At 71.9% G+C, this 26836-nt stretch carries 20 protein-coding genes and 1 pseudogene; 8 read left to right on the top strand and 13 right to left on the bottom strand.

From position 1 onward, the window contains the following. The first annotated feature begins 12 nt into the window (after positions 1 to 12). Positions 13 to 2367 carry a hypothetical protein gene (locus tag ABTX62_RS11925; protein WP_352116030.1) on the top strand — a complete coding sequence of 785 codons (2355 nt, stop codon included), beginning with the start codon at positions 13 to 15 and terminating at the stop codon, positions 2365 to 2367. Between the two features lie 7 nt (positions 2368 to 2374). Here ABTX62_RS11925 and ABTX62_RS11920 read toward each other — a convergent pair whose 3' ends face one another. The 4 genes from ABTX62_RS11920 to ABTX62_RS11905 form a co-directional block, all read right to left on the bottom strand. Next, positions 2375 to 4810: a right-handed parallel beta-helix repeat-containing protein gene (locus ABTX62_RS11920; RefSeq protein WP_352116029.1), complete on the bottom strand. Its 2436-nt coding sequence runs from the start codon at positions 4808 to 4810 to the stop codon at positions 2375 to 2377. Between the two features lie 228 nt (positions 4811 to 5038). After that, the gene (locus ABTX62_RS11915) at positions 5039 to 5644 is read right to left on the bottom strand and encodes an Rv1733c family protein (RefSeq protein WP_352116028.1); all 606 of its coding nucleotides are present in this window, start codon (positions 5642 to 5644) and stop codon (positions 5039 to 5041) included. 113 nt (positions 5645 to 5757) lie between these two features. After that, the gene (locus tag ABTX62_RS11910) at positions 5758 to 6639 is read right to left on the bottom strand and encodes an MOSC domain-containing protein (protein WP_352116027.1); all 882 of its coding nucleotides are present in this window, start codon (positions 6637 to 6639) and stop codon (positions 5758 to 5760) included. Between the two features lie 43 nt (positions 6640 to 6682). Then, positions 6683 to 7111, bottom strand: a complete 429-nt coding sequence (locus ABTX62_RS11905; protein WP_352116026.1) for a DUF6643 family protein — start codon at positions 7109 to 7111, stop codon at positions 6683 to 6685. 297 nt (positions 7112 to 7408) lie between these two features. Here ABTX62_RS11905 and ABTX62_RS11900 point away from each other — a divergent pair, with 297 nt between their 5' ends. Beyond that, entirely contained in the window at positions 7409 to 8686 is a 1278-nt protein-coding gene (locus tag ABTX62_RS11900; protein WP_352116119.1) for a TerD family protein, read from the top strand. A gap of 16 nt (positions 8687 to 8702) precedes the next feature. Here ABTX62_RS11900 and ABTX62_RS11895 read toward each other — a convergent pair whose 3' ends face one another. Beyond that, a complete protein-coding gene (locus ABTX62_RS11895) occupies positions 8703 to 9893 on the bottom strand; it encodes a glycosyltransferase (protein WP_352116025.1) in 1191 nt (396 codons plus the stop codon). Between the two features lie 39 nt (positions 9894 to 9932). On the opposite strand from ABTX62_RS11895, the gene ABTX62_RS11890 reads away from it, so the two are divergent. Next, positions 9933 to 10718 carry a glutamate racemase gene (locus ABTX62_RS11890; protein WP_352116024.1) on the top strand — a complete coding sequence of 262 codons (786 nt, stop codon included), beginning with the start codon at positions 9933 to 9935 and terminating at the stop codon, positions 10716 to 10718. 114 nt (positions 10719 to 10832) lie between these two features. After that, positions 10833 to 11387, top strand: coding sequence for a hypothetical protein (locus ABTX62_RS11885; protein ID WP_352116023.1), 555 nt, complete (start codon positions 10833 to 10835; stop codon positions 11385 to 11387). A gap of 206 nt (positions 11388 to 11593) precedes the next feature. Here ABTX62_RS11885 and ABTX62_RS11880 read toward each other — a convergent pair whose 3' ends face one another. Next, positions 11594 to 12619 carry an O-antigen ligase family protein gene (locus tag ABTX62_RS11880; protein ID WP_352116118.1) on the bottom strand — a complete coding sequence of 342 codons (1026 nt, stop codon included), beginning with the start codon at positions 12617 to 12619 and terminating at the stop codon, positions 11594 to 11596. Positions 12620 to 12874: 255 nt separating this feature from the next. Between ABTX62_RS11880 and lnt the strand changes: the two genes are divergently transcribed. The 4 genes from lnt (at position 12875) to ABTX62_RS11860 (ending at position 17872) form a co-directional block, all read left to right on the top strand. After that, on the top strand, positions 12875 to 14491 hold the full coding sequence (gene lnt / locus ABTX62_RS11875) for an apolipoprotein N-acyltransferase (RefSeq protein WP_352116022.1): 1617 nt from the start codon (positions 12875 to 12877) through the stop codon (positions 14489 to 14491). 66 nt (positions 14492 to 14557) lie between these two features. After that, complete coding sequence (locus tag ABTX62_RS11870) at positions 14558 to 15037, top strand: NUDIX hydrolase (protein WP_352116021.1); 480 nt, start codon at positions 14558 to 14560, stop codon at positions 15035 to 15037. 54 nt (positions 15038 to 15091) lie between these two features. Then, positions 15092 to 15892, top strand: a complete 801-nt coding sequence (locus tag ABTX62_RS11865; RefSeq protein WP_352116020.1) for a 3-hydroxybutyrate dehydrogenase — start codon at positions 15092 to 15094, stop codon at positions 15890 to 15892. A gap of 75 nt (positions 15893 to 15967) precedes the next feature. Next, the gene (locus ABTX62_RS11860) at positions 15968 to 17872 is read left to right on the top strand and encodes a helix-turn-helix domain-containing protein (RefSeq protein ID WP_352116019.1); all 1905 of its coding nucleotides are present in this window, start codon (positions 15968 to 15970) and stop codon (positions 17870 to 17872) included. 47 nt (positions 17873 to 17919) lie between these two features. On the opposite strand, the gene ABTX62_RS11855 is transcribed toward ABTX62_RS11860, so the two are convergent. The 7 genes and pseudogenes from ABTX62_RS11855 to ABTX62_RS11825 all read right to left on the bottom strand — a co-directional run bounded on the left by ABTX62_RS11855 (position 17920) and on the right by ABTX62_RS11825 (position 26626). Next, positions 17920 to 19311 (bottom strand): MFS transporter, encoded by a 1392-nt coding sequence (locus tag ABTX62_RS11855; protein ID WP_352116018.1) that lies wholly within the window; start codon positions 19309 to 19311, stop codon positions 17920 to 17922. A gap of 423 nt (positions 19312 to 19734) precedes the next feature. Continuing rightward, positions 19735 to 20107, bottom strand: a pseudogene (locus ABTX62_RS11850) (transposase); the annotation flags it as partial. Between the two features lie 219 nt (positions 20108 to 20326). Further along, on the bottom strand, positions 20327 to 21463 hold the full coding sequence (locus tag ABTX62_RS11845; RefSeq protein ID WP_352116017.1) for an RICIN domain-containing protein: 1137 nt from the start codon (positions 21461 to 21463) through the stop codon (positions 20327 to 20329). 525 nt (positions 21464 to 21988) lie between these two features. Further along, on the bottom strand, positions 21989 to 23920 hold the full coding sequence (locus ABTX62_RS11840) for a glycosyl hydrolase 53 family protein (protein ID WP_352116016.1): 1932 nt from the start codon (positions 23918 to 23920) through the stop codon (positions 21989 to 21991). Positions 23921 to 24011: 91 nt separating this feature from the next. Beyond that, positions 24012 to 24290 carry a carbohydrate-binding protein gene (locus ABTX62_RS11835; protein ID WP_352116015.1) on the bottom strand — a complete coding sequence of 93 codons (279 nt, stop codon included), beginning with the start codon at positions 24288 to 24290 and terminating at the stop codon, positions 24012 to 24014. A gap of 361 nt (positions 24291 to 24651) precedes the next feature. After that, on the bottom strand, positions 24652 to 25521 hold the full coding sequence (locus ABTX62_RS11830; protein ID WP_352116014.1) for an SGNH/GDSL hydrolase family protein: 870 nt from the start codon (positions 25519 to 25521) through the stop codon (positions 24652 to 24654). A 34-nt stretch (positions 25522 to 25555) separates the two neighbouring features. Beyond that, on the bottom strand, positions 25556 to 26626 hold the full coding sequence (locus ABTX62_RS11825) for a rhamnogalacturonan acetylesterase (protein WP_352116013.1): 1071 nt from the start codon (positions 26624 to 26626) through the stop codon (positions 25556 to 25558). Positions 26627 to 26836 lie beyond the last annotated feature (210 nt).

The raw sequence follows: 26836 nt of genomic DNA, 5'->3' as shown, positions 1-26836 counted from the left end.
AAGTGCGAATCAGTGGAACGTGCGCGGGAACATGCCTCGACCGGCGGACCGGACGGTCCCGCCGCGCGGCCCGGCGAAACCGGGACCGCACTGGAACTCCTGGTCCACGGCGTGGGCGGGACCACGCCGCAGGAGATGCTCAACGATCCGCGCACGGTGCGGATCACCGGCGACGACACCGCGGCCGTCTTCCGGCGCGCCGACGACGTCGACGCCGAGCACAGCCCCGACGACCGCCGCCGCGACGGACCGGTGCCCGAGGCGTACGTCTGGTGCAACCTCACCTCCGGCAACGGCACCCGCGCCCTGTGGTTGCTGCTGCTGCCCTTCATGGTCGTCAACCTCGCCCACTGGATGCGCCCCACCGCCCGAGGCCGCCGCCGCGCCGTGCGTCTGTACGGCCTCCTGGTGCGGCTCGCCGGGCTCACACTGACGGTGCTGCTCGTCGCCGCGGCCTGCGAGGTCGCCCTGGATCTGGCGGCCTGGCAGTGCGCGGGCACCACCGCCTGCGCCGACCGCCACACCTGGCTGGGCTTCCTCTCACCCACTGTCTCGGACGGCGGCTGGTGGAGCGCCCCGGGCCGCAGGCTAGCCCTCGCCGCGGCCGTCCCCACCGCCCTGACCCTCCTGCTGTGGTACCTGTCCCGGCGTACGTGGAGCGACTACGAGTCCCAGCAGCCGATCGAACGCGCCCCCGAGGCCGAAGCCGACGGCGGCCCGACGGCACTCGGCCGGCCCGGGTTCTGGTACGGACGCCGGCTGGTGGCGCGCCTGCGTGCCGCCCACACCGCCGCCGGCCTGATCACGGTCGCCGCCGCGGTCGGCGGCGCCGCCGCCCGCCACGACCGCCGGCCCGGCGGCCCCGCCGTCCTCGACACCCTGGGTCTGATCCTGGAAGCGGCCCTCGCGGCCTGCGCGGTCGCCGTGTTGTGCGTGGTGTGCCGCCGGGGCCGCAGCGAGAAACGGCTGGACCGGGAGCTCGACGAGCGCTTGGTACGACGTCTGCCGCTCGCCGCGCTCGTCCTGCTCGCCCTCGCCCTGCTGTACGCCGGATGGGAGCGCCCCGGATGGACGTCGCACGGCAGACTGCCGGGTGACACGACCTTCGGCGGGATCGCCCTGATCCAGGGCCTGCTCGTGGTCGTCCTCGGTGCCGTCGCCCACGTTCTCCACCGTACCGACCCCGACCGGCGGGCCGTGCTGCGGGGCCTGGGCGGACCGGCCGTGGCGATGCTGGCCTGCGCACTGGGCGGGGTGATGTCCGGCGGCGTGTCCCAGCGCGTGTCCGACTGGCTGGACGGCACCGGAGCGTCGATCGAGGGCCCGCCGGTCCTGCTGACCTGGCAGGCGTCCGTGATCCCGCCGCTGCTCGTCGTCCTGCTGGGGCTCATCGGCTGGCTGGGCCATCGTGCCTGGCGACTCGCCCGGGCCGAGCGGACCGCCGTGGCACTCGACTACCCGGACGAGAACCTGGACCCCGCCCGCACCCGCCGTATCGCCTACACCCGGGCGATGGCCGCGCTCACCGACCGGGGACCCCGCGTCGTGGCCGTCACCTCCGGTGTCACGCTGCTGCTCGGCGCCGGAGCCCTGGTGGGCGCCCTGGTCACCGACGAAACCCCGGGCGAGGCCGCGCAGGGCACCTACCCCGTCGTCCACGGCGCCGCCGAGACCGCTCAGGCGCTCGGGTCCTGGCTCATCGGCTTCGGCTTCATACTCTTCGTCACCTGGGGCCGTCGCGCCTACAAGGACGCCGCGGCCCGCCGCACCATCGGCATCCTGTGGGACGTCGGCACCTTCTGGCCGCGCGCCTCCCACCCCTTCGCCCCGCCCTGTTACGCCGAGCGCGCGGTGCCCGACCTGACCTGGCGGATAGCGACCTGGACCCGAGTCACCGGCGGACGGCTGGTCCTCTCCGGCCACTCGCAGGGCAGCGTGCTCGCCGCCGCCGCGGCCTGGCAACTCGCCCCGTCCGCCCGCAAACGGGTCGCACTGCTCACCTACGGCTCACCTCTGGAGCGCCTCTACGGCCGCTGGTTCCCGGCGCACTTCGGACCCGCCGCGCTCAGCTCCCTGCACCGGGACGTCGACTGCTGGCGAAACCTGTACCGGCTGACCGACCCCATCGGCGGCCCGGTGCGCCTGCCCGGCGACCGCGCCCCGCAGGTCGACCACGCCCCGCTGAGGGACCCGCTCGCCTACGGCCGCACCGATCTCCTGCCGCTGCCCGCGCCGATCCTCGGTCACTCCGATTACCGGGCCGATCCGGCCTTCGCCGAGGAACGCCGCAAGCTGCTGGCCCGGCTGCGGCCGGACGTCCCGGAGGTGCCCTCGCCCCGTCCCCAACCCGAGCCGCCCGCCGCCTGAGGGGGTCTCACAGCAACTCGGGCAGATCCTCGGCGTAGAGCAGCGTCAGGTCGTCCGTGCTCGGTTCCACGACCTGGGCGACCCGGCTCGCGTGCCGCTCGACCATGGCCTCGAAGGTCTGCCGCGCGGTACGGCCGTTGCCGAACGCAGGGCCCTTGGGGAGCACCGTGAAGTACTTCCGCAGGGCCTCCGCCGCGCCCGGCGCGAGCCGGTACTCGTGCTCCTCGGCCTGCTGCTCCACGATCCGCAGCAGGTCATCGGGGCCGTAGTCGCTGAAGGTGATGGTCCGTGAGAAGCGGGACGCCACCCCCGGGTTCACCGACAGGAAGCGCTCCATCTCCGCCGTGTAGCCCGCGACGATCACCACGACCGCGTCCCGGTGGTCCTCCATCAGCTTCACCAGGGTGTCGATGGCCTCCTTGCCGAAGTCGCGGCCCCCGTCCTCCGGGGACAGCGCGTACGCCTCGTCGATGAACAGCACGCCGCCACGCGCCTTCTCGAAGGCCTCCTGGGTGCGGATCGCCGTCGAGCCGATGTGCTCGCCGACCAGGTCGACGCGGGACACCTCGACCAGATGGCCCTTCTCCAGCACACCGAGGGAGGCGAGGATCTCGCCGTAGAGCCGCGCGACCGTCGTCTTGCCGGTGCCGGGGGAGCCCGTGAAGACCAGGTGCCGCTTGACCGACGCCGCCTTCAGACCCGCCTCCTGCCGGCGCCGGCCCACCTCGATCATGTCGGTGAGGGCACGCACCTCACGCTTGACGCTCTCCAGGCCCACCAGCGCGTCCAGTTCACCCAGGACATCCTTGGAGGCGCGGCCCGGCTGCTCGGGCTCGGCGACCGGTGCCAAGGGCTCCGGTTCGGCGCGCTGCCCCGGGACCGCGCCCAGCAGGCCGGGGGAGTGACTCGCCGTCTGCACGGCCGTCTCCCGCGCCGCGGGCGTGCGCGGCCCACCGCTCTCGTCGCTCGTGCAGTCCTCGACCAGCGGGCTCGCTCCGGAGGCCGCGTCCGCACCGCCGTCCGCGAACTCGTAGCCGCCGCGCACGCACCGCTCCGTGCGGCACTTCCGCAGCGTCGTACGGCTGCCGTCGATCACATGGAAGCCGTAGCCGCCACTGCCCGTGACCCGGCAGTTCAGGAAGCTGCCGCGGCCACCGGCCGAGACGTAGACACCGGCCTCCGCCGGGGAGTCGATCGTGCAGCGCTCGACGGTGGGATCGGCGCCCTTGGTGACGATCACGCCGGTCTGGGTGCCGTCCACCGTGCAGTTGCTGAGCGTGCCACCGCTGCCGTGGTCGCGGAACCAGGCGCCCGTCGCCGCGTCCCGGATCCGGCAGTCGTCGAGCTGAGCGGTCGCGCCGTCGCTCACCGACACGGCCGTGTTGCGCACCTGCGAGAGGTCGGTGTCGACGACGTCCGCGCGCGAACCGCGGTCCAGGACGAACAGCGCGTCCGGCACGTCGTGCACCCGGCACGAGTCGAGCACCGCCGTCGCCCCGTCGCTCACCCACACCGCCGGGTAGTCGCCGGTGCTGTCGAAGATCTCACACTGGTTGGCGTCCACGCGCGTGCCCGGGTCCCACACCGACAGGCCGTTGCGCCCGAACTGCCGCACGGTGGTGCGGGTCAGCGTGAGAACGGAACGGGAGCGCAGGTCGACCGCGTTCTCCGGGATGTCGTGGATACGGCAGTCGGCGAGCGTCAGTACGGCGTCCGTGTCGAGGGTGACCCCGTCGGCCGTCGTGCGGTGCACATCGCAGTCGGTGAGGTGCGCGGTGGCCCGGCCGGTGATCTGTACACCGCTGCCCCGCACTTCGTAGATCTCGCAACCCACCGCTTCCAGCGCCGAGTTCTCCCCGGTCGCCGACAGTCCCGAGCCCGAGGTGTGGTGGATCCGGCAGCGCTCCAGGCGAGGGTGGGCGCCGCCGCGCACCGCCACGCCCGCCTGGCCGGCCGCGACGACCTCGCACTCCTCGAACACCCCGCCCGCGCCGTCGAGTACGGCGATGCCGATGCCCGCCGGGTTGTCGACCGCGCAGCGCCGCACCGTGGGCCGCGCGCTTCCGCGGACCTCGATCCCGGCCGCCGACCGGGTCACGATCCGCACGTCCCGCAGCTCCGGGGTGCCCTCCTCCACCAGTACGGCGGGAGTGGCCGCGTCCTGGCCCTCGACATGGAGGTCCTGCACCACCGCCGAGGCCCGCACGGTCAGTGGCACCCCGTCCACGGGCGCGATCCGCACGGAGCCGGGGGAGCCCTCGGGACCCCGCAGGGTCACCGCGCGCTGCAGGACGAGGTTCTCCCGGTAGGTGCCGGGGGCGACGGTGAGGACGTCTCCGTCGGCCGCGGCCTCCAGGGCGGCGGCGAGCGATGCGTACTCACCCGTGCGGCGCCGCCACCGCGACGTGCCGGTGTGCGTCACCTGGACCGTGCCCTGTGCCATGGTGTAGCTGTGCCCCCACCTCGGTCGTACTGATGGCTCGTCCGCCCTCGGGGCGCTCCGGCCGGGGTCGCGACCGCGACCGAGCCCGGCCGTGGTGGCCCGGGCGCGCACGCGGCACCGACACCGGCGCGTCCCTGGGGCTCGCTCGCGCGCGGGTTGTGCCGAACGGTTCGGCCGGACCACCGTAGCGTGCGCGCGGGTGGTGGGTTGACCAGAGCCGGAAGGCCGTCAGTTGCCGGCGCCCGTCCTGCCCCAGTCCGGACCCGCCCTGTCCCATGCCTGGTCCCAACGGGCGTACCGGCGACGGACCATGTGCCAGACGATCAGCCGTCTGCCCCCCTCGATGAGGCCGCCCGTCACCAGGGCCGCGCCGAAGCCGGCCAGGACCGCGTGCGTCGAGGCCGTCGCGGAGTCGAGCGGGCGCGCCACCAACCGGCCCTGCCGGTCGGTCCATATGGGGAACTCGTCGCCCTGCCGCGGGTCCTTGAGACTCGCCAGGACGGGCCCCCGGTGCGGGGAGCCGTCCGGCGCGGTCCAGCCGGCGAGGACGCGGTTGCGCAGATCTCTGCCCGACGAGGTCTCCGGGTCGGCGTCCAGCGGGGAGCTGTCCAGCTTGCGGACCACGGTGGCCGTCACCGGATGCCGCGCTTCGTGCTGGGCCCGGACGGAGCGCTGCAGCGCGTCCTGCGCGGCTCCTCCGACGAGGGAGCCCACCACCGGTGCGGCCGACAGGATCAGCAGCAGGGCGGCCAGGGCCACCCAGGCCTCGGCGAGGTCGGTCGCGCGGCACAGTGGATTGCGCCGCCAGCGCCAGAGTCCACTGATCGCTCGCACCGCCCGCACCCCCTTCCCCGCTCCGTGACACTCCCCGTCGGAGCCGTCCGCGCGCGGACCTCTCGAAGAGGGAGCGACATCACCTCTCCCCAGGGCCGCCTCTCAGCAAGTTCTCACACCACGCCAACGCCCGGGCCGGCGGCGCGGTTCCCGCGGCGGTCGGAGCGCTGTTCGAGGATCCTGACCGGGTCACCCACCCGGATCGTGCCCCGGGAGAGGGGCACCAGGTTCTGCCCGAAGACCAGCTTGCCGCCGAGCCGCCGGTGCCGCCCCAGGCTGAACAGGGGCTCGCGGCCGCGCTCGCCGGTGCCCTGGTCGGTGGTGGTGACCACGCACCGGCCGCAGGGCTTGGCCACGCGGAAGTGCACCTCCCCGACGGCGAGGCGCGACCAGTCGTCCTCGGCCCACGCGGGGGTGCCCGCCACGACCACGTTCGGCCGGAAGCGGTTCATGGGAAGGGGGCCCTCACCGGCGTGCTCGCCCCGCGCGATGAGGGAGTTGAGGGCGTCGAGCGAGGCCGTCGTGGTGAGCAGCAGCGGAAATCCGTCGGCGAAGGAGACGGTCTCACCGGGCCGCGCGTACTGCGGGGCGACGGGCCGGCGCGTGGCAGGCTCGTCCATGTACGCCAGGCGCGCGTCGATGCCGAGGAAGGAGCTGACCCAGGCGTGCGCGGCCTCGTCCTCGGCCGGGGCCGCCTCGACCTTGTCGCGGAAGATCTCCACCGTCACGGTGGCGAGGGGCCGGGGGACGGGCACCGTCAGCGGCCGCATGCCGGGCGCGGACAGCCGGACGGCGCCACCGGGCAGCAGCTCGGCGGCGGCGAGCGCCAGGCGCGGCAGCAGGCGTTGTGTGACGACCTTTCCCCCGTCGTCGATCAGCACCCAGCGCCGGTCACCGGCCAGCCCCCAGGGCTCCACGACGGCCTCCCGGGGCGCCGGGCCCCGGACCGCCTTGACCGGATGGATGTGAAGCGCGTGCAGGTGAGCGTTCCCCATGGGGCCATCGTGCCAGGCGGCACCGATAGCCCTCGGGGGCGGCTCAGTACCCGCGGTACTGCTGGTTGTTGTACGGCTCCTGATAGGGGGCCGGGGCCGGCCGGGGAGCCGCGGGGCGCATCGCCTCGTAGCCGGCGGGGGCCGCCGGACGCGGCTGCTGCGGCTGGGGGCCGGGGTAGCCGCGCGGAGCGGTGGCCTGCTGCGGGATGTACGCCGCGGGCGCCTGCTGCAGCGGTGCGGGCTGCTGCGCCTGCGGATAGCCGTGGAAGGGCTGGGAAGGAGCTGCCGGAAGGGCGGGCAGCGCCGACGGGAGGGCGGGCAGGTTGCCGCCCGGCATGTCGTACTGAGCGGGGACCCGGATCGGGGCGATCTGCGGGGTGCCCCGCTCGGCGACGAGCTTGTCGTAGATCGGGGTGTCCGGGAAGGAGGCGGAGTAGTAGCCGCCGCCATAGGTGGAGCGGGGGGAGGTCATGGCACATAAGTTAAGCCCACGATGTGCTGGTTGGGGAGACCGATAAGAGGGTTGTTTTCCGTGTCCGCAGTGACCCGGTATCCCCAATGCGAGCGAACTCGGCAAAAAGGGGCGGCGAACGAGGGCTTGATCGTGTAAAGGCCGAGTTCCGGGCGGATTGCCGGCGGTTGGCGCTCGGGCTTCCGGTCGCTCGTGCCTGGGACTTCGCCGCGGCAAGGAATAGGTTGTGCGGACGGAGCCGGACCGACGGCTGGGGCGGGCCTGGCGCGGTGACACTCGATGGGGGCGGACATGCAAATGCTGAAAGGTTCAAATACTCCGGTGCCCACTGCGGCTTTGCGGGTGGAATGGGGATGGCGGACCGGCCCCGGAGTGCCGGACGCCGACGCCTCCGCTCTGCTGCTGGCAGGCGGAAAGGTCCGCTCGGACGCGGACTTCGTCTTCTACAACCAGCCCGCGCACTCCTCGGGAGCCATCCGGCATGAGGGCAAGCGCACCGCCGGCGGCCGGGTGACCGACACGCTCCTCATCGACCTCGCGCGCGTAGAGCCCGCGATTGAGACGATCGTCCTGGCCGCCTCCTCCGACGGCGGCCCCTTCGGGCGGGTTCCCGACCTGTACATCGAGGTCCAGGACGCCGCCCAGGGCACGGCGGTGGCCCGTTTCGACAACCCGGGCGCCACCGATGAAACCGCTTTCGTGTTGGGCGAGTTCTACCGCCGCCAGGGCGCCTGGAAGTTCCGCGCCGTCGGCCAGGGCTACAACAGCGGACTCGAAGGGCTGGCCACGGACTACGGCATCACGGTGGACGAACCGCAGCAGGCCAACGCGGCCACGGCTCCGGCACCCCCACCCGTCCCACCGCCCGCCCCGTACACGCCCCCGCCGGCGCCGCGGCCCGTGGCCCCGCCCCCGCCCGCCGCGCCGCCCGCGCCCGTCCGCCTCACCAAGGTGACGCTCACCAAGGCGGCCCCCTCCGTCTCGCTCACGAAGCAGGGCGGCACCTCCGGCGCGCTGGAGGTGAACCTCAACTGGCAGGTGCGCAAGCAGTTCTCGGGGTGGAGCAGCAAGTTCGGACGCCCGACCGCGATGCACTCCGACCTCGACCTCGACCTGTGCGCGCTGTACGAACTCGCCGACGGCAGCAAGGGCGTCGTACAGGCCCTCGGCAACAGCTTCGGGGCGCTGCACCAGCCTCCGTACATCCACCTCGACGGAGACGACCGCACCGGTGCCGTGTCGACGGGTGAGAACCTCACCGTCAACCTCGACCACAAGGAGGCCTTCCGGCGGATCCTCGTCTTCGTCACCATCTATCAAGGCGCCCGTTCCTTCGCCGAACTGAACGCGTCGGTGACGCTCCGGCCCCAGTACGGGGCGCCGATCGAGTTCTCCCTCGACGAGTGCACGGTCCCCTCGCTGGTGTGCGCGCTCGCCCTGATCACCAACAGCGGCGGCGACCTGGTCGTCCAGCGGGAGGCGCGCTATCTGGTGCCCGACCGCGGGGTGAGCCCGCAGCGGACCGTCGACCATGCCTACGGGTGGGGCATGAACTGGACCCCCGGCCGCAAGTGACCGAGCCCGGCCGCCGTCAGCCCTCGTCGGGCACGGCGTCCGGACGGGCGTAGGTGCGGCCCTTCCAGGCCGCGCCGCGCCCTTGGTAGTGCCGCACCGCCGAGTCGACCGTCATGAGGAGATAGAGGAACGCGGTGAACGGCAGCAGGGGAGCGAGCCACAGCGGCTGCCGGTAGTGACGGAGCATCGGGACGTACGTCCCCGCCATGACGAGCCACGCGAGACCGCCGAGGACCGCCGCCGGGGTGTGGCCGCCGACGAGGCCGGCCAGGACGGCCACGGGCGGGACCAGGTACACCAGCGCCAGCCCGGCGACCGTCCCGGCCAGCAGCAGAGGGCTGTACCGCACCTGCGCGTACGCGCTGCGCGAGACCATGCGCCACAGGTCGTGCAGCCGCGGATACGGCCGCACGCTGTCCACCCGCTCGGCGAGTCCCAGCCAGACGCGGCCGCCGCCCCGCTTGACGGCCCGGGCGAGCGCCACGTCGTCGATCACGGCGTGTCGGATCGCGTCCGGGATCCGCGCAGCCTCGGCCGCATCCGTCCGCAGTAGGACACAACCCCCGGCCGCGGCCGCCGTCCGGCCCTTCTCGCCGATCCGGCGGAAGGGGTAGAGCTGTGCGAAGAAGTACACGAACGCCGGCACGACGAGCCGCTCCCACACGCTCTCCACCCGCAGCCGGGCCATCTGGGAGACGACGTCGAACCCTCCCGAACGCGCCGCCGCCACCAACTCCCGCAGACTGTCCGGCGCGTGCGCGATGTCGGCGTCCGTCAGGAGGAGGTACTCCGGCTCGCGCGCGCGTGCCAGCCCGATGCCGTGGCGCACCGCCCACAACTTGCCGGTCCAGCCCGCCGGGGGCTCGCCCGGCGAGCCCACGGTCAGCGGCAGCCCACCGTGCCGGCGCGCCAGCTCACGCGCCAGATCACCGGTGCCGTCCGAACTGCCGTCGTCGACGAGGAAGATCTCCGCCCGCCCCGGATAGTCCTGGACGAGCAGCGACGGCAGCGCGGCGGGCAGCACGGCCGCCTCGTCGCGCGCGGGGACGACGACACACACGGCCGGCCACGCGTCCGGCTCCTCGCGCGAAGGCAGTCGCACATCGGTGCGCCAGAAGAAGCCCTGGCAGAGCAGCAGCCACAGCCAGGCGAGCAGTGATCCAGCGGAGGTCCACACAACAGCGCTCACGCGCGCAGTCTGCCCCACGGGACCTGCCCGGGACCGCTCATCGTCTATCGTGATCGGGTGAAGATCGCGCTCATGGACTCCGGAATCGGTCTGCTGGCGGCCACCGCCGCGGTACGGCGACTGCGCCCCGACGCCGATCTCGTGCTCTCCCTGGACCCCGAGGGCATGCCGTGGGGCCCGCGCACCCCGCAGGACCTGACCAGGCGTGCCCTGGCCGTCGCCGAGGCCGCCGCGGCGCGCCGCCCCGACGCCCTGATCGTCGGCTGCAACACCGCGACCGTGCACGCGCTCACCGCCCTGCGCGCCCGCCTCGAACCCGGGCTCCCGGTCGTCGGCACCGTCCCGGCGATCAAACCGGCCGCGGCCGGCGGCGGGCACCTCGCCATCTGGGCCACCCCGGCCACCACCGGCAGCCCTTACCAGCGGAACCTGATCCGGAACTTCGCCGGCGGCGTGCCCGTCACCGAGGTGCCGTGCTGGGGGCTCGCCGAAGCCGTGGAACAGGCGGACGAGGCGGCGATCGACGCGGCCGTGTCCGCGGCCGCCGCCCTCACCCCGGACGAGGTGACGACCGTCGTGCTGGGCTGCACCCACTACGAACTGGTCGCCGAGCGCATCCGGACCGCCGTCCAGCGCCCCGGCCGACCGCCGCTCGTGCTGCACGGCTCGGCGGGTGCCGTGGCCGCCCAGGCCCTGCGCCGGCTCGGCGAGCAGCCCGCGCCGGGAGCCACACCGCACGGCACGCTCACCGTGCTGCTCAGCGGACGCGAGGGCGCGCTGCCCGCCCCCGCGCTGGCCTACGCGGAGGGCCGCCTGCTGCAGGCGGTCACCCCCGCCGGCTGACCGGAACCCGTCACCGACGGTCGTCGTCGTCCCGGGGCAGCCCGCCGCCCGGCCGGCGGCGTCACGCTCCGCCACGAGGTACCAGCGGAGCGAATCCTGAGTACCCTCAAAGACATGAGGGACCACCGCCACGGCGAGAACGCTCCCCACCCGCACTCGGAGGTGTGGACCGGCCGTGCCACCAACCGGGCGCAGTGGCTGCTGGCGCTCGCGGGTGCCGCCTGCATGGCGCTGGGCATCGAGCTGGCCGTCGACTCGGCCTGGAGGTCCGGCCTCGCCCCGCTCGTCATGGCCGTCGTGGGGTGCATCGCCGCCGGGCTGCTGGTCCTCTTCGGAACACTCGCCTTCGTGCACGTCGCCCTGCGGGTCGACGAGGAGCACCTCGAAGTGCGCTGCGGCCACATCGGCGTGCCCCGCCGCCGCATCCCGCTCTCCCAGGTGGTCGGCGCCACCTACATCTCCCATGTCACCCCCCGCCACTGGGGCGGCTGGGGTTACCGGTGGCGGCCCGAGAAGGGCACCGCGGTGGTCGTACGCCGGGGGGAGGGCGTGGAGCTGGAGCTGTGGGACGGGCACACCTTCACGATCACCGTGGACGACGCGGAGGCGGCCGTACGGGTGATCGAGGCCCGCCTGCGGCCCACCAAGCCGGGCGCCCCCGCGCACTGAACCGCCGGGCGCTCATGGTGTCCATCAGCCCGGCCCACCGACCGTGCCGCCCGCTGAACCGCTCAGGGTTCCTGCCCGCCGAATGCGACCGCGCCGCCGCACCGACGGTGATCGACGGCGGTGATCGACGGCGGTGATCATCGGGCCGCCGCGCGGCCGTCGTCGGGGACCGGACGCCGTGCCGGTCGGCACGCGGTGGTGCGCCGTCACCACGCAGTGGTGCCGTTCGCCCCGTGCGCGGGGCTCTCCGGAGCGCGGCTCGTCGGTTCCAGGGGGCGCGCCGTGGCCATGCCCGCCAGCAGGCCCGCTCCCAGCGACACCGCGGTGAAGCTGAGCGCGTTGCTGATCGCGGCGATGGCGGCGAGCGCCGTCAGGGCCGCGCCCGCGGTGAGCGCCACCGGGGTCGGGCGCGGGCCGCGCCACAGCGCGTAGAGCATCCAGCAGAACGCCGCCGCCAGCAGGAGCACACCCACGACGCCCTGTTCGGCCGCCTGTTGCAGGAGCGCCGAGTGGGGCTTGCCGTCGGACAGCAGTGACTCGGCGGATGTCGCGCTCAGCTCCCCGAAACGGCCCGGGCCGGCTCCCAGAGCGGTGTCCTCGCCCATCAGTTGCCACGCCTCGTGCCACAGCCGGACGCGGTGCGGCGTCAGCCGCCCCTCCAGCGCGGCCATGACACCTCCCGGCACGGCATGCGCGGCGATCGCCCAGATCACGCCGGTCACCAGGACGGCGACGGCCGCCAGTACGGCCATCCCGGCGCCGCGGTGACGGGTACGGCCGACGGCCAGCGAGCCCACCAGCACCGCGAGACAGGTCACGAAGCCACCGGTCGAGCCGAGCACGGCCGCCAGCGCCGCGATCGCGGCGGCCAGCAGACGCAGGGCGAACCGCACGGCCGGGACCGGCGCGGCCCAGGCCGCGCAGCAGGCTGCACCGGCCGACAGCGTCAGTACGGCGGCGGTCCCCCCGGCGTGCCCCAGGGGCGCGGCGATCTGCGGGCCCGGAGCGAGGTGCGGAACGGCCACGGCCAGCGTGATCCCGGCCAGCGCACCGGCCAACGGTGCCCCGACGGGCAGCAGCGTCCCGCTGATCCGCCCGGCGGCATACCCGGCGGCCACGGCCAGCACCGCCAGGAGTACCCCCTCGGGCCTGCCGTCGTGCACGGCGGCCGTGATCAGGGACCAGCCGGCGCAGGCCCCCAGCACTACGACGCCCGCCGCGTCAGAAACGATTCGTCTCTCGCCGTCCGCGTCCGTTCCGGACGAGGACGTCACCCCTGTGGAACCCACCCCGCCCGCCCCCCGGCGCCCCGTGCCCCGACCTGTGAAGACCTCGGCCGGAACGGGCCCGACGGGCCGTACGACTGAGGCTTGGCACACCGTAACGGCTGGTGAGGGGTTTGGGGATGTGTCGTGACGAAATGAACAGGGAGTCCGCCCCGCAGACCGCGCTGTTCGGCCCGAGGCCACGCGCCTTAGACTCCGGGAGTGACCGTCACCGCAACCTCCGTCGGCGAGTCGGACCAGCTGGAGTCGCGGACCGCGCCCGCGGCGCGGACCTGGGCCGAGCGGCTCGTGCGTCTCCTTCCGGCCGCCGCAGCCGCGCTCTCCGGCCTGCTCCTCTACGTCTCCTTCCCGCCCCGCACGCTGTGGTGGCTGGCCCTGCCGGCGTTCGCCGTCTTCGGCTGGGTGCTGCGCGGCCGCGGCTGGAAGGCGGCCCTGGGCCTCGGCTACCTCTTCGGCCTCGGCTTCCTGCTGCCGCTGCTGGTGTGGACCGGAGTGGAGGTGGGGCCGGGACCGTGGCTCGCTCTGGTGGCGATCGAGGCCCTCTTCATCGCCGTGGTCGGTGTGGGTGTGGCGGCGGTGTCGAAGCTGCCCGGCTGGCCGGTGTGGGCGGCCGCCGTGTGGATCGCCGGCGAGGCGGCCCGCGCGCGTGCGCCCTTCAGCGGCTTCCCCTGGGGAAAGATCGCGTTCGGGCAGGCGGACGGCGTGTTCCTGCCGCTCGCCGCGGTGGGCGGCACCCCGGTGCTCGGCTTCGCTGTGGTCCTGTGCGGCTTCGGACTGTACGAGGTCGTCCGGCTGGCCGTGCGCCGGCGGCGGACCGGTGAGGTGCGGCGCGCAGCGGCGGCCGTGGGCCTGCTGAGCCTTGCCGTCCCGGTCGTGGGCGCCGTCTCGGCCCGGCCGCTGGTCAGCGACACGGCCCAGGACGGCACCGCCACGGTCGCGGTGATCCAGGGCAACGTGCCCCGCGCCGGCCTCGACTTCAACTCCCAGCGACGTGCCGTCCTCGACTACCACGCGCGCGAGACGGAACGTCTGGCCGCCCAGGTCAAGGCCGGCAAGGCCGAGCGGCCCGACTTCGTGCTGTGGCCGGAGAACTCCTCCGACATCGACCCCTTCGCCAACCCCGACGCCCGTGCCGTCATCGACACCGCGGCCCGGTCCATCGGTGTGCCCATCTCGGTCGGCGGCGTCGTCGAGCGGGACGGCAGGCTGTACAACGAGCAGATCCTGTGGGACCCGGCGAAGGGCCCCGTCGACACCTACGACAAGCGCCAGATCCAGCCGTTCGGCGAGTACCTGCCGCTGCGCTCGCTCGTCGGCGCGATCAACAACGACTGGACCGCGATGGTCCGCCAGGACTTCAGCCGCGGCACCAAGCCGGGCGTGTTCACCATGGACGGCACCAAGGTCGGCCTCGTCACCTGCTACGAGGCCGCCTTCGACTGGACCGTGCGCTCGGAGGTCACCGACGGCGCCCAGATGATCTCCGTGCCCAGCAACAACGCCACCTTCGACCGCAGCGAGATGACCTACCAGCAGCTCGCCATGTCCCGGGTGCGCGCGGTCGAGCACAGCCGGACCGTCACGGTGCCGGTGACCAGCGGTGTCAGCGCGATCATCATGCCGGACGGGAGAATCACCCAGAAGACCGGCTTGTTCGTCGCCGACTCCCTGGTGCAGAAGGTGCCGCTGCGGTCCTCGCAGACTCCCGCCACCCGGCTCGGCGTCCTCCCGGAGATCGCGCTCGTGCTGGTCGCGGCCGGCGGACTCGGCCGGGCCGTCGCCACCGGGCTGCGCGGACGACGCGCCGGTGACGTGTAGCGGTACGCCGGTCGCACGCCGCCGAATCGCGTCGAGCCACCGAAAGCGGCCCTTAGGGTCGACGGCATGGCTACTCCCGACTTCATCCGCACCCTCCGAGCCTCCGCCGGTCATCAGCTGCTCTGGCTCCCCGGGGTCACCGCTCTCGTCTTCGACGACGAGGGCAAGGTGCTGCTCAACCGCCGCGCCGACACCCGCAAGTGGTCCGTGATCGGCGGCATCCCGGACCCCGGGGAGCAGCCCGCGGCCTGCGCGGTACGAGAGGTCTACGAGGAGACGGCCGTGCGCTGCGTCGCCGAGCGGGTCGTCGTCGTCCAAGCCCTGGAGCCGGTCACCTACGAGAACGGCGACACCTGCCAGTACATGGACATCACCTTCCGTTGCCGGGCCGTCGGCGGCGAGGCGCGGGTCAACGACGACGAGTCGCTGGACGTGGCCTGGTTCGACGTGGACGCCCTGCCCGAACTGAACGAGTTCGGACTGCTCAGGATCAAGCAGGCCCTGTCGGACGCCCCCACATGGTTCGACCCCACTGCCTCGGGTTGAACTATGGGGCTTGACCACATGGGGTGGGGCGGGGGCGCTGCCTAGGGTCGCACCATGACCGTGCCCCGTGCCCACCTGGCCCCCCACGCCGTTCCGCTCGACCTGGGCGGACGCACCGCGCTCGTCACCGGCGCCGCCGGTGGCATCGGACGTGCCTGCGCTCTGCGGCTCGCGACCGCCGGGGCCAAGGTGAGAGCCGTCGACCGGGACGCCGCGGGGCTGGCGACACTGGCCGACCGGGGTCGCGGTCTCGCCGGCACGGTGGAGCCGCACGTCCTGGACCTCACCGACCTGGACGCCGCCGAACTCGCCGCCGCGGGCACCGACGTCCTCGTCAACAACGCCGGGATCCAACTGGTGCGACCCATCGAGGAGTTCCCGCCCGACGTGTTCCACACGGTGCTCACCGTGATGCTGGAAGCGCCGTTCCGGCTGATCCGCGGAGCCCTGCCCCGCATGTACGGGCAGGGGTGGGGCCGCATCGTGAACGTGTCATCCGTCCATGGGCTGCGCGCCTCGGCCTACAAGTCGGCCTATGTGGCCGCCAAACATGGTCTGGAAGGACTGTCCAAGACCACCGCCCTCGAAGGCGCGCCCCACGGAGTCACCTCGAACTGTGTGAACCCCGCCTATGTGCGCACCCCCCTGGTCGAGAAGCAGCTCGCCGAACAGGCGCAGGCGCACGGCATCCCCGAGGAGCGGGTCCTGACCGAGGTGCTCCTGCGGGACAGTGCCGTCAAGCGGCTCATCGAACCGGAGGAAGTCGCCGAGGCGGTGGCGTATCTGTGCGGTCCGCAGGCGTCCTTCGTGACCGGCACCTCGCTCGTGCTCGACGGTGGCTGGACCGCCCACTGAGCCGCCGCTTCCGTCGGCCCGGGGAGTTGTCCACAGGGCTGACGGGACGGCCCGGTCATGGTGAATCCTGTGAGCATGTCCAGCGATCATGTGCAGTCCGCCGAGATGCCGTTCCTCGAGCTCTTGGCCAGGGGCGCGTCGGCCGACGCCTACGAGCAGCCGGAGCTGCTCGCGCGTGCCGAGGGGCGCCCGGCGGAGTGGATCGCCGCGCTCCGGCAGGCCAAGCCGCTCGCCCTGCGCGTGCGCGCCGAGCTGGAGGGGCGGCGCCGGCGCGAGGCCGAGCTGTCCGCCCTGTTCGAGACCGCCCACGACCTCGCGGGGCTGCGCGACCTCGACGCCGTGCTCCAGGCGATCGTGCAGCGTGCCCGCTCGCTGCTGGGCACGGACGTCGCCTACCTCAGCCTGCACGACACCGAGCGCGGCGACACCTACATGCGGGTCACCGAGGGCTCCGTCGCGGCCCGGTTCCAGCAGCTGCGGCTCGGCATGGGGGAGGGGCTCGGCGGCCTGGTCGCCCAGACCGCGCGCCCCTATGTCACCGACGACTACTTCAAGGACGACCGTTTCCAGCACACCCTCACCATCGACGCGGGCGTGCGGGACGAAGGACTGGTGGCCATCCTCGGGGTGCCGCTGACCCTAGGGCACCACGTCATCGGCGTGCTGTTCGCCGCGGACCGCCGCGCCCGGGTCTTCGAGCGGGAGCAGATCGCCCTGCTCGGTTCGTTCGCCGCCCTCGCCGCGGCCGCCATCGACACCGCCAACCTGCTCGCCGAGACCCGGTCGGCGCTCGCCGGTCTGGAGCGGGCCAACGAGATCATCCGGGACCGCAGCGGCGTCATAGAACGCGCGTCCGACGTGCACGACCGGCTGGCCGAGCTCGTCCTGCGCGGCGGCGGGGTGCACGACGTGGCCGCGGCCGTCTCCGAGATCCTCGACGGCACGGTCCGGTTCGCCGAGCCCACCGCCGCACCGGCCGGGGCGCTGGAGACGTCCCGCGCGGAGGGTCACGCGGTGCGGCACGAGGACGACTGGATCGCGGCCGTCACCGCGGGCGGTGAACTGCTCGGCGCGCTGGTGCTGCGCGGCCACTCGGGACTCGACCCCGTCGACCAGCGCACCCTGGAACGTGCCGCCATGGTCACCTCCCTGCTGCTCCTGGCCCGCAGATCCGCCGCCGAGGCCGAACAACGCGTGCGCGGCGAACTGCTGGACGACCTGCTGGACGCCCGTGACCGCGACCCGCGCCTGCTGCGGGAGCGTGCGGCCCGGCTCCACGCCGACCTCGACGCGCTCCACGTGGTCCTGGCCGCGCGGACGGAAAGCTGCGCGGCCGATGCCGACCAAGAGGCGGACGCCCGCAGACGCCTGGCGGCGGCCGCGTCCCACCTGGCCGCCACCCGGCACGGCCTGGCCGCCGCGCGGGACGGGGGCACCGTCCTGCTGCTGCCCCTCGGCCCCGGGGACACGGCGACCGGCCTGGCCCGCCGCGCCGCCCGGCACCTGGGCACCGCGGTCCACGCACCGGTCACCGTCGGGGCTTCCGCACCCGCCGACGACCTCGCCCTCCGTCCCGAGACCGTGGCCACGGCCTACGCGGAGGCCCGGCGCTGCCTCGAAGCCCTGCGCGTCCTCGGCCGTCGTGGCGATGGGGCCGCTGCCGAGGACTTCGGCTTCCTGGGACTGCTCCTGGCCGGCGACCGGGACATCTCGGGCTTCGTCGACCGCACCATCGGTCAGGTCCTCGCCTACGACCGGCGACGTGGCACGGAGCTGCTGCGCACCCTCGACGCGTACTTCGCGTGCGGCATGAGTCCCGCCCGCACCAAGGACGAGCTGCACGTCCATGTGAACACGGTCGCCCAGCGCCTGGAGCGTGTCGGCCGCCTCCTCGGCGACGACTGGCAGAGCCCGGCGCGCGCCCTGGAGATCCAGCTCGCCCTGCGCCTGCACCGGTTGTCGGCGCCGGCACGGCACTGACCCCCGTACGCGCGGACGTACGGGGGCCGCAGAACACGCTCGCGGGATCAGACGCTGCGGACGTCCTCCACGGTGGCGCTCGTCCGGTCGGCCCTCGGCTCGGTGGCCGGAACGACATCGGCCAGGTCCCGGTGACGGGTCTCCTCGGCCACCACCACCGCGACGACCGTGAGCACGACGGCGGCGATGACGTACAGGGCGATCGGCGTGGAGCCGCCGTATTCGGCCAGCAGGGCGGTGGCGATGAGCGGCGCCGGCGCGCCCGCCGCGACCGAGGCGAACTGGGCGCCGATCGAGGCGCCGGAGTAGCGCATCCGCGTCGCGAACATCTCGGAGAAGAACGCGGCCTGCGGCGCGTACATCGCCCCGTGGAGGACCAGCCCGACGGTGACGGCGAGGAGCAGATTGCCGAAGCCGCCGGTGTCGATCAATGAGAAGAACGGGAACATCCACAGCCCGACACCGACGGCACCGATCAGGTACACGGGCCGGCGGCCGATCCGGTCGGACAGCGCGCCCCACGCCGGGATGACCACGAAGTGCACGGCGGAGGCCATCAGTACGGCGTTGAGTGCGGTCTGCTTGGAGACTCCGGCCGAGGTGGTGGCGTAGACGAGGATGAACGCGGTGATGACGTAGTAGCTGATGTTCTCCGCCATGCGCGCCCCCATCGCGATCAGGACGTCACGCCAGTGGTGCCGCAGCACGGAGACGAGCGGCAGACTCTCGGCTCCCGGCGCACGGTCCGCCTTGCGGGCCGCGGCTTGCGCCAACGCCTGCTTGAACACCGGCGATTCATCGACAGACAGACGAATCCACAAACCGACGATCACCAGCACACCGGAGAGCAGGAACGGCACCCGCCAGCCCCAGCTGCCGAACGCGGCGTCCGACAGCAGGGCCGTGAGCAGGGACAGCACACCGGTGGCGAGGAGCTGCCCCGCCGGTGCGCCGGTCTGCGGCCACGACGCCCAGAACCCGCGCCGCCGGGCGTCCCCGTGCTCCGACACCAGCAGTACGGCACCGCCCCACTCACCGCCGAGCGCGAAACCCTGGACCAGCCGGAGCACGGTGAGCAGCACCGGCGCGGCCGTCCCGATGGAGGCGTGCGTCGGCAGCAGCCCGATCGCGAAGGTCGCCCCGCCCATCAGCAGCAGACTCAGCACCAGCAGCTTCTTGCGCCCGAGCCGGTCGCCGTAGTGCCCGAACACCAGCGCGCCCAGCGGGCGGGCGGCGAACCCGACCGCGTACGTCAGGAACGACAGCAGCGTGCCGACGAGCGGGTCGGAGTCCGGAAAGAACAGCTGGTTGAACACGAGAGCGGCGGCGGAGCCGTAGAGGAAGAAGTCGTACCACTCGATGGTGGTGCCGATGAGGCTGGCGGTGACGATGCGCTTGAGGCTGGCGGGGGGCGGGGGAGCGGTCGCGGAGGAGGACATCGGCACCACTTCCTGGCGGTTGGCGGGGACAGTTTCGTGTCGCCATACCGTAGGAACCTGCAGGTCAGAGGCGTATGTGGTGGGACACCACAGTTCTGGGTGTGGAGGTGCGTGCGGCCACCATGAGGGCGTCGCCGGGGGCTCTGCGAGAGCCCCGATCGAGCCCGCGAGAGTACTGTCCGAGTTGCGCTTTTCGGGCATGTTTTGGAGGTGGCGTGCTGACTCCCGGGCTGGTTTGGTGCTGACTAAGGGGTCCTTTCACTATGAGCGTCCGATCAGGGCACGTGGTCTGGTGCCGTGCATCGCAAGGCGCCGGGAAGCCCTCGTAGCGGAGCTACTAGGGCGTTTCGGCAACGCGGCGAGGTGCGGTGCCAGGCCGCGCGACCCGGACGGGCATAGTGAAAGGACCCCTAAGGCCGTGTCCTACGTGGTGAGGCGGACAGGGCGCTTGTAGCAGCACATGGCTGCGGCGAGGCCGAGGAAAGCCAGGTGGTTGCGGGGATGGCGTTCGTAGCGTGGGCTGAGTCTGCGGTAGCCGGACAGCCAGGACATGGTCCGCTTGATGACCCAGCGTCATTCCTGATCGTTCGCTGGACTCGATCCCTTTGCGGGCGATGCGTACTCCGATTCGTTTCCATCTGAGCCATCTGCGCAGGTCGGCACGGTCGTAGGCTTTGTCCGCGTGAAGGCGTCGGGACTTGAAGTACCTGCCGTTGCGCGGGTCATGTCTCGTTCGGTGACCCTCGATCATGGGCTTCAGCCCTTCGCTGTCGTGGGCGTTGCCGGCCGAGATGCCGGATTCAGGGGAGCGGCGACGTGCCATAGGCGAGTGGTGCCGTCGGTGCTGCCGCGGCGATCGTGCGGCCATCGGGACGGAGTGCCATGGACAGAGTCTTCCAGTCGATCCCGGGGCGGTCGTTGTGATGACCTTTCAGACGGGTGCGCGAAGGATTGCCGCCGCCCTGTCGGGGCACCGCCCGCCCTGTTGCCCGAGCGGTGCTCCGACAGGTCCCGGTCAGGCGCGGCGGCGGGTGAAGCGCTGGTTGGGGTTGCCGCTGTAGGTGTACTGGGAGATTCGGGCGCCGTCGGCGGTCGAGTATTCCCAGACGTCCATGGCCAGGCCGGACTGCCGGTTGACGAGGCTGATCACGTCACCGCCGTGGTCGACCACGCGCCACTGCTGACTGGTGGCGCCGGTGTCGGCCTGTTGGACGATGTCCGCGCCGGTCGCGGTGCCCGCGGGCTGGAGGCACAGGCCACTGTGCAGTGCCTTGACGCGGACGTGGCCGTCGCCGGCGTCGACGAACTCGAACTGCTGGTTGGGGCGAGTGTTGGTGGTCCGCTGAACGAGCTGTGCGCCGGCGGCGGTGGAGGCCCCGTTGATGTCGGCGGCCTTGCCGCTGTGCTGGGCCAGCAGGGTGTAGAGGCCCGGGCCGCCGGGCGAGTCACCCAGCTGGGCTTCCCACCTGGTGTTGGACCCGGACGCGTCGGCGGGGAGGCGGTCCCGGGCGGCGGTGTCGCCGTACATGGTCCAGCGGGCCCAGTCGACGACGGTCCTGGGGAAGCGCTGGTCGCTCCAGAAGCTGGTGTGGCTGCCGCCGACGAAGGTGAGGAACGCCTTGGGCCAGGTGATCTCCGAGTACGCCTGCCGGGCCGAGGAGTACTGCGTGGTCGAGTCCCGGTCGCCGTGCACGAACAGGACCTTGGCCGAGACCGAGGCGGCGGGGTTGCCCATGTCCACGCAGGACTGCGGGTTGGCGGAGACGATCCGGCTGTCGGGCCAGGAGGTCAGCAGACCGTGGGTGACCATGCCGCCCAGGGAGTGGCCCGCGACGCCGACGCCGATGCCGGTGTTGATGTGCCCGGCCAGCGGTCCGCTCGCGTTGAGCGCGAGGGTGTTGGTGAGGATCTGCGAGACGTCCTTCGAGGTGTTGCCGTTGTTGACGTCGGTGAAGTTGTGGTTGAAGTGCGGGGCGGGACGATGAAGCCCGCGGAGGCCAGGGCCCGGATGATGAACAGGGAGTTCTGCGGGCTGCTTCCGTAGCCGTGGGTCATGTTGTAGACGGGGAAGACACCGCCTGCGACCGGGGCGTTCGTCACCGGGTTGCCGCCCGGGGTGCCGGTGGCGGGGTAGTAGACGTAGGTGGTGCACGGGCGGTTGCCGCGGGTCCAGTTGTACCGGCGCACGCCGACCGCGAACGGCGTGGTCGGCGCCGTGTCCAGTGGCCCGGCCGCGGCCGGTGCCTGCCCCGCGCCGAGCAGGGACAGGCCCACGCCCGTCGCTCCGGCCGCGCTCATGCTGAGGAATGTCCGTCGTCGCAAGGTCATGGTGACTCCCTGAGGGCGGGGATGGGTGGGGGTTTTTGCGTTCGGCTGGTCCCGTTGCCGGGTGCGTCCCGCCGGCGACAGAGGACGACAGGTCGGCGGGGCGCACGGCGCAACAGGGGTGTGGGTGCTCCTGCCCTTCGCGACGGGCGGCAGGAGTGGCGTGCGGTTGGTCGGACGCACCGGATGGTCGGGGAGAGTGTGGCCGTTCCGGTCGAACACGGCCTGGTTTTCCCCAGGCGCTGCCGCAGTTGTCGCTGTCGGCCACCGAGTGAGCGGAGCACTGCTGTGAAGCAGTGCTGGTGTCGCCGGTGCCGTCGTGGTCTGGGCGGTACGACGTCGGTGAAGCAGGCTATGAGGTGGTCACGTCGTGTTCACCGTGGCGGGGCATGACGTCGATGACCGCCGTGACCGGTCCTGTGCCGGTCGTCCCGGTGACGGTCACCTCACCCGGCCTGTCGGTCGCGCCAGGCGGCAACGGCTGCCAGCGGACGGGGACACGGGTGATCGTGTTGTTGGCGGTGGTGAGCAGGTGGATGGAGGAGGGCAGCTTCGGGGCGGCTCCCGCCACGGTGGCGGTGTGGACGGTGTCCTGGAGGATGTGCTTGGCGCGGCTGGCGTTGAAGACGTTGATGGACGCGTGCGGCTCCCACGTGTTCGTCAGTTGGGGCACGGCCCGGAACATGGGCTGGTAGCCGGCCGGCTCCCACACCAGGACCCCTGAACCTCGGTTGTCGACCACGTCGTTGGCGGCCTGGAACACCCTCCGGATCGCGTCCGCCTGCCCCTGAATGGTGCGTGGGTACGGCGAGTTGGGCAACGGCGAGCCTTCGCCGCCCGACGCGGGGTAGGCGGTTTCTGCGATGTCGATCTCGTAGCCGGGGTAGGTGGTGGCGATGGTGTTGAGGTTGAGATCCAGCGCCTCGGGCGTACCGTGCCATTCCGGGTAGTACGAGATGGCCAGCACATCGGGGTTCTGGCCTTTTGCCTTCACCCGGGTGAGGAACTGGTGCCAGAACTCCATGGTTTTGGCGAGCCGGTCCTTGCCGACGATCACGTGGATCTCGACCTTGGATTTCGGTGACGCGTCGCGGACGGCCTTGATCCCGGCCGCGGCCAGGGTGGTGAACCGGTCCCATGACTGGTCGTAGAGCTGCCGCTCCACCGGGTCGGTCGACCGCCAGTACTTCCACAGCAGGCCACCGCCGGGCTGGGACTGGTAGACATCGGCCTGGTCGACGAAATACGGAGGATTCGTCGTGCCGATGTGGGCCGCCTCGCTGCCGTACATGAAGCCATTGATGATCTCGTTGCCGACGGCCACCTTCTCCGGCGTGGTGCCCTGCCGGATCAACCGCTTCAGATAGTCGGCGGTGAAGTCGTACACGGCACGGGACAGGTCCGCGAACTCCAGCTCGGCCCAGGCGCGTGGTTTCGGCTGCTTGCTCGGGTCCGCCCATGAGTCCGCGTAGTGGAAGTCGATGCCCAGGCCCATGTCCCGCTGCTTGATCCACTTGGCTGAGGCCAGCGAGCGCTCCGGGCCCTGGCGCGGTACCGGTGTCCGTTGACCGGTGCTCTCGCTGCGCGGCTCGTTGAAGATCCGCAGCCGGGCGTACTGCATGCCACGGTCCTTGGCCACGTCGAGCAGGTGTGGGCCGGCGCCGCGATCCTCGGCCAGGGGATCGACCCAGTACTGCCGGTCCTGGACGTCGTCCACCCAGGACAGATCGGCACCGAGGGTGAGGTCGTCGCGCAGGTAGTTGAAGATCTGGAGCTCGCTGACACCTGCCCGGGCCCGGCCCGGCCCACCTGCGAAGGTCAGCCGGACGAAGCGCGTTGCCGGACGGGTGAACAGGTGCACTTCCCCGCGCACCACGGCTCGGTCACGGGACCGGTCGGCGATGGTCTTCCACCGGCGGCCGTCGGATGAAGCCTCGACGACGTACTGATGCGCTACGCCACGATCCGGGAAGAGCACCTTGACCTTGCGCAGGTTGTCGTACGTTCCACCGAGGTCGACGGTGAGCCACTGCCGGGCGCCGGCACGACCGGGTTGCCAGGACGTCGTCGGGTCGCCGTCGATGGCCAGCCCGGCGGTCGGCGAGCCGTTGCCGGCCGTTGCCGAGGCCCAGGGCTTGGCAGCGATATTGCTCTCGATCGGCTTGATGTCCGCGGTTCCGAAGGTTGCGTGGGCCGACTCGGGCACCATGAGTAAATTCGCGGACACCATGGCGGCCAACGTCGTCGTGACCGCGATGGCGCGGGGCAGACGCGTTCTGCTCATGTCCTTCTCCTGACGATGTCACGTACGGGCGGCATGGGCTGTTCCGTACGCTCTGCCGGTCGCAGAGACCGGCAGAGCACGGGGGTGTCAGTCAGCCGACATCGAGGTGGTCGACGTTGGGCAGTCCGGCTGCCGTGGTCGGATCCAGCCGGATGGTGTTGCTGCCGGCGTTCAACGGGACCGTCACGGTCTTGGTCGTCCACGTCGTCCACGCACCGGTGGACTCGAACGAAAGCGCCCCTGCCGTGGCTCCGTTGACGACAAGGTTCGCGGGCCTGGCACCGGTGGTGGCGCCATGGGCGAACCGGATCCCCAGCGTCGCCGTGCGGGGAGTCTCGGAGTTCACGGTGAACTCCGCGAAGGCCCCCACAGCGCTGTCGCCGTTGCAGAACCCGGTGCCGGAAATAGCCGGCTCGATTCGAGTCGATCGTGCCCCGGCACTGTGCCGGAGCGGTCTCTGCCTCGTAACGCCCCGAAGGCACTGGTGTGCCGGCAGAGGTCTTGACGAGTGAGAGCTGGTCGACGGTGACGCCGCCCGAACCCGACGCCCGCACGGTGACGGTGGCGGCCCCGCCGGGCAGCCCTATGCCGGTGAGCTCGCGCTTGGCCCAGCCGCTCGACGAGGGGATGCACAGGTCGGTAGGGACGACTGCGTCCTAGGTCTGCTGTCCCGCTGTCATGGAGGCCACCCGCGAACCGACAGGCCTCGGTTCGCGCGCCATCGCCGCGTGCTACGTGAGATACGCGGCGAGCGGGAGGTTCTGGCGGCGCACGTCACCGGCGACGAGCCCTGCGACCCGCTGGGCGCCGTAGGTGTCGAAGTGGGTGTGGTCGTTGCAGAAGAAGGTGCCCAGGGGACCGCTGCCTCCGTAGTCGCCGTTGTTCGGGCAGAAGCGGAGGCTGTTGTAGAGCGAGACACTGAGCGTCTGCAGGTCGATGACGGGGGCCCTGGTGGCGGATCCGGCGGCGAAGGTCTCATTGACGAAGCCGCGGTTCTTGGTCGCTGTGCCGCCGGAGCAGGTGATGGCAGCCACCGGGGTGAGCAGCACCGGGTGAGCGCCCCGGGCCAGGGCGGCCTGGGCCATCATGGTCATCAACTGCCGGTACCGGGCCGGGCCGACGTGCCGGGGGCAGGTCGAGGAGGAGTCGTTGATGCCGAACTGGATGAACAGGTAGTCACCGGCCTTCATTCCGGTGCTCGAGTTCAGCATCGCCTGCCAGCGGGACGAGTACGTGGTGGACGTGAGGCGGCACTCACCGTCCGAGCCCTTGGTGCTGCTCACGTTCCCCTCGTACAGCCAGGTCTGGATGCTGCGGCCTCCCACCGCCTGGTTCCTGACCGTCACGTCGCTGTTGAACAGGGCGTCGAACCGGCTGCCCCAGCCGACCGGACAACGGCCGGAACTCGGGTTGGCCATGGTGGAGTCGCCGGCCAGCCACACGGTGACCGGCGCGGCGATCGCCCGTGCGGCCGGGACCTGGGCGCGGGAGGCACTGGTGCAGTTCGTGGCGACGCGGTCCGCCGCGGATGCGGCGCTGACACCGAGGCTCGACAAGGCGATCACGAGCGCGGTCGTGATGAGAATCCGTAAGTTCCTCAACGAGTCCCTCCTTGGGACTGGCGCCGGGCGTCGGTCAGCGCAGGTACGCGGCCAGAGGCAGGCGCTGCTCGCGGATGCTCTGGAGCACCAGCTCGCCCATCTGGCTCGCGCCGTACTGCGAGAAGTGGGTGTTGTCCGTGACACCGTCGACGGATGAGCGCAGGAAGAGCTGTGCGGAGGCGGACGGGCCGAGGGACTCGACCAGCGTCTTGCTCTTGGTGGTCAGATCGATCACTGGCACGTTCTGCACAGTGCCGACCTGGCGCATCTCGGCGGGCAGGTTCACTCCAAGGCCGTTGACGTGCAGCGCTGTGGGCGTGAGCCGACTGCCGTTGAACTGCCGGCGGACCGGCGGGGTCACCAGAACCGGGACGCCGCCCTTCGCGCGGACCTGCGTGATCATGGAGGTGAGGTTGCTGCGGAAGGCCGACGCGCTGGTCTGCTTGTCGTTGTGGCCGAACTGGATGATGACCGCGTCGTTCGCCTTGACCTTCGACAGCAGTGCCGGGAAGAGCGCCGAGTTCCTCAGGAAGCTGCCCGAACTCTCCCCCGAGTCCGCGTAGTTGGCGACGGACGCTCCGGGACCCACCGTCGGCGTGATCATCTGGCCCCATCCCGTGTACGGGGCCACGGGCTGGTCGCACACGGTCGAGTCACCGGCCAGGTAGGCGACCAGCGGCTGGGTCGCCGGTTTCACGGAGACGGCCGACACCTGCGGGTTGGTCCCCGCGAACCGGATGTCAAGACCAGGGTTTCCGGTGCCGCCCTGGCCGGTCGGCTGCCCCTCCGGCTGCCGCACGTTGACTGTGAACGAGTACGTGGCGGCGGCACCGGCAGCCGTCTTCGTCGCCGGAAGCATCATGCGCCGGGCCTCCACCCACAGGTCGGTCGCGGCGGCAGAGGCACCACCGAGGGAGACCGTCACGTCGTAGTTGCCGGGTGAGACCGCGTAGTGACACTTGATCGGCGCAGTGCCGGAACAACCGGCCGGCAGTGCCCGCGTGGCGGCATCGGCATGCGCCGCACCGGTGCCGACCAGCGTCGCAAGGGTCAGCAGACCCACTGCTCCCAGCCTGACCCCGTGCCCTTCCAGACGTAGTGTCATGCCCATTACAATCACCAATCCCAGTTCTTGACCGCAGAGTTGCCCGGGTTGAGGTCCATGGCCCGTTGCTCAGGCCTGGATGAAGCCGTTCATGATCACGGTGGGCCGCTTGCTGGAGAAGTCCCAAGCGCCCATGGTGTAGCCGGTGAACGGGGACATGCACGTGTCGAAGGGGGCGGCCTTGGCGTGCCAGGGCGCTCCTCCAGATCG

The organism is Streptomyces sp. NPDC096046, from assembly GCF_040303285.1.
In the GTDB taxonomy this organism is placed as follows: domain Bacteria; phylum Actinomycetota; class Actinomycetes; order Streptomycetales; family Streptomycetaceae; genus Streptomyces.
This window is presented reverse-complemented; position numbering and strand designations above follow the sequence as displayed.

Excerpts from the sequence above, each read along its gene's own strand:
- ABTX62_RS11870 (WP_352116021.1), top strand. The coding sequence starts at position 14,558 with ATGGCTACTCCCGACTTCATCCGCACCCTCCGAGCCTCCGCCGGTCAT.
- ABTX62_RS11825 (WP_352116013.1), bottom strand. The coding sequence starts at position 26,626 with ATGACACTACGTCTGGAAGGGCACGGGGTCAGGCTGGGAGCAGTGGGT.
- ABTX62_RS11865 (WP_352116020.1), top strand. The coding sequence starts at position 15,092 with ATGACCGTGCCCCGTGCCCACCTGGCCCCCCACGCCGTTCCGCTCGAC.
- ABTX62_RS11885 (WP_352116023.1), top strand. The coding sequence starts at position 10,833 with ATGAGGGACCACCGCCACGGCGAGAACGCTCCCCACCCGCACTCGGAG.
- ABTX62_RS11860 (WP_352116019.1), top strand. The coding sequence starts at position 15,968 with ATGTCCAGCGATCATGTGCAGTCCGCCGAGATGCCGTTCCTCGAGCTC.
- ABTX62_RS11920 (WP_352116029.1), bottom strand. The coding sequence starts at position 4,810 with ATGGCACAGGGCACGGTCCAGGTGACGCACACCGGCACGTCGCGGTGG.
- ABTX62_RS11840 (WP_352116016.1), bottom strand. The coding sequence starts at position 23,920 with ATGAGCAGAACGCGTCTGCCCCGCGCCATCGCGGTCACGACGACGTTG.
- ABTX62_RS11910 (WP_352116027.1), bottom strand. The coding sequence starts at position 6,639 with ATGGGGAACGCTCACCTGCACGCGCTTCACATCCATCCGGTCAAGGCG.
- ABTX62_RS11900 (WP_352116119.1), top strand. The coding sequence starts at position 7,409 with ATGCTGAAAGGTTCAAATACTCCGGTGCCCACTGCGGCTTTGCGGGTG.
- ABTX62_RS11905 (WP_352116026.1), bottom strand. The coding sequence starts at position 7,111 with ATGACCTCCCCCCGCTCCACCTATGGCGGCGGCTACTACTCCGCCTCC.
- ABTX62_RS11855 (WP_352116018.1), bottom strand. The coding sequence starts at position 19,311 with ATGTCCTCCTCCGCGACCGCTCCCCCGCCCCCCGCCAGCCTCAAGCGC.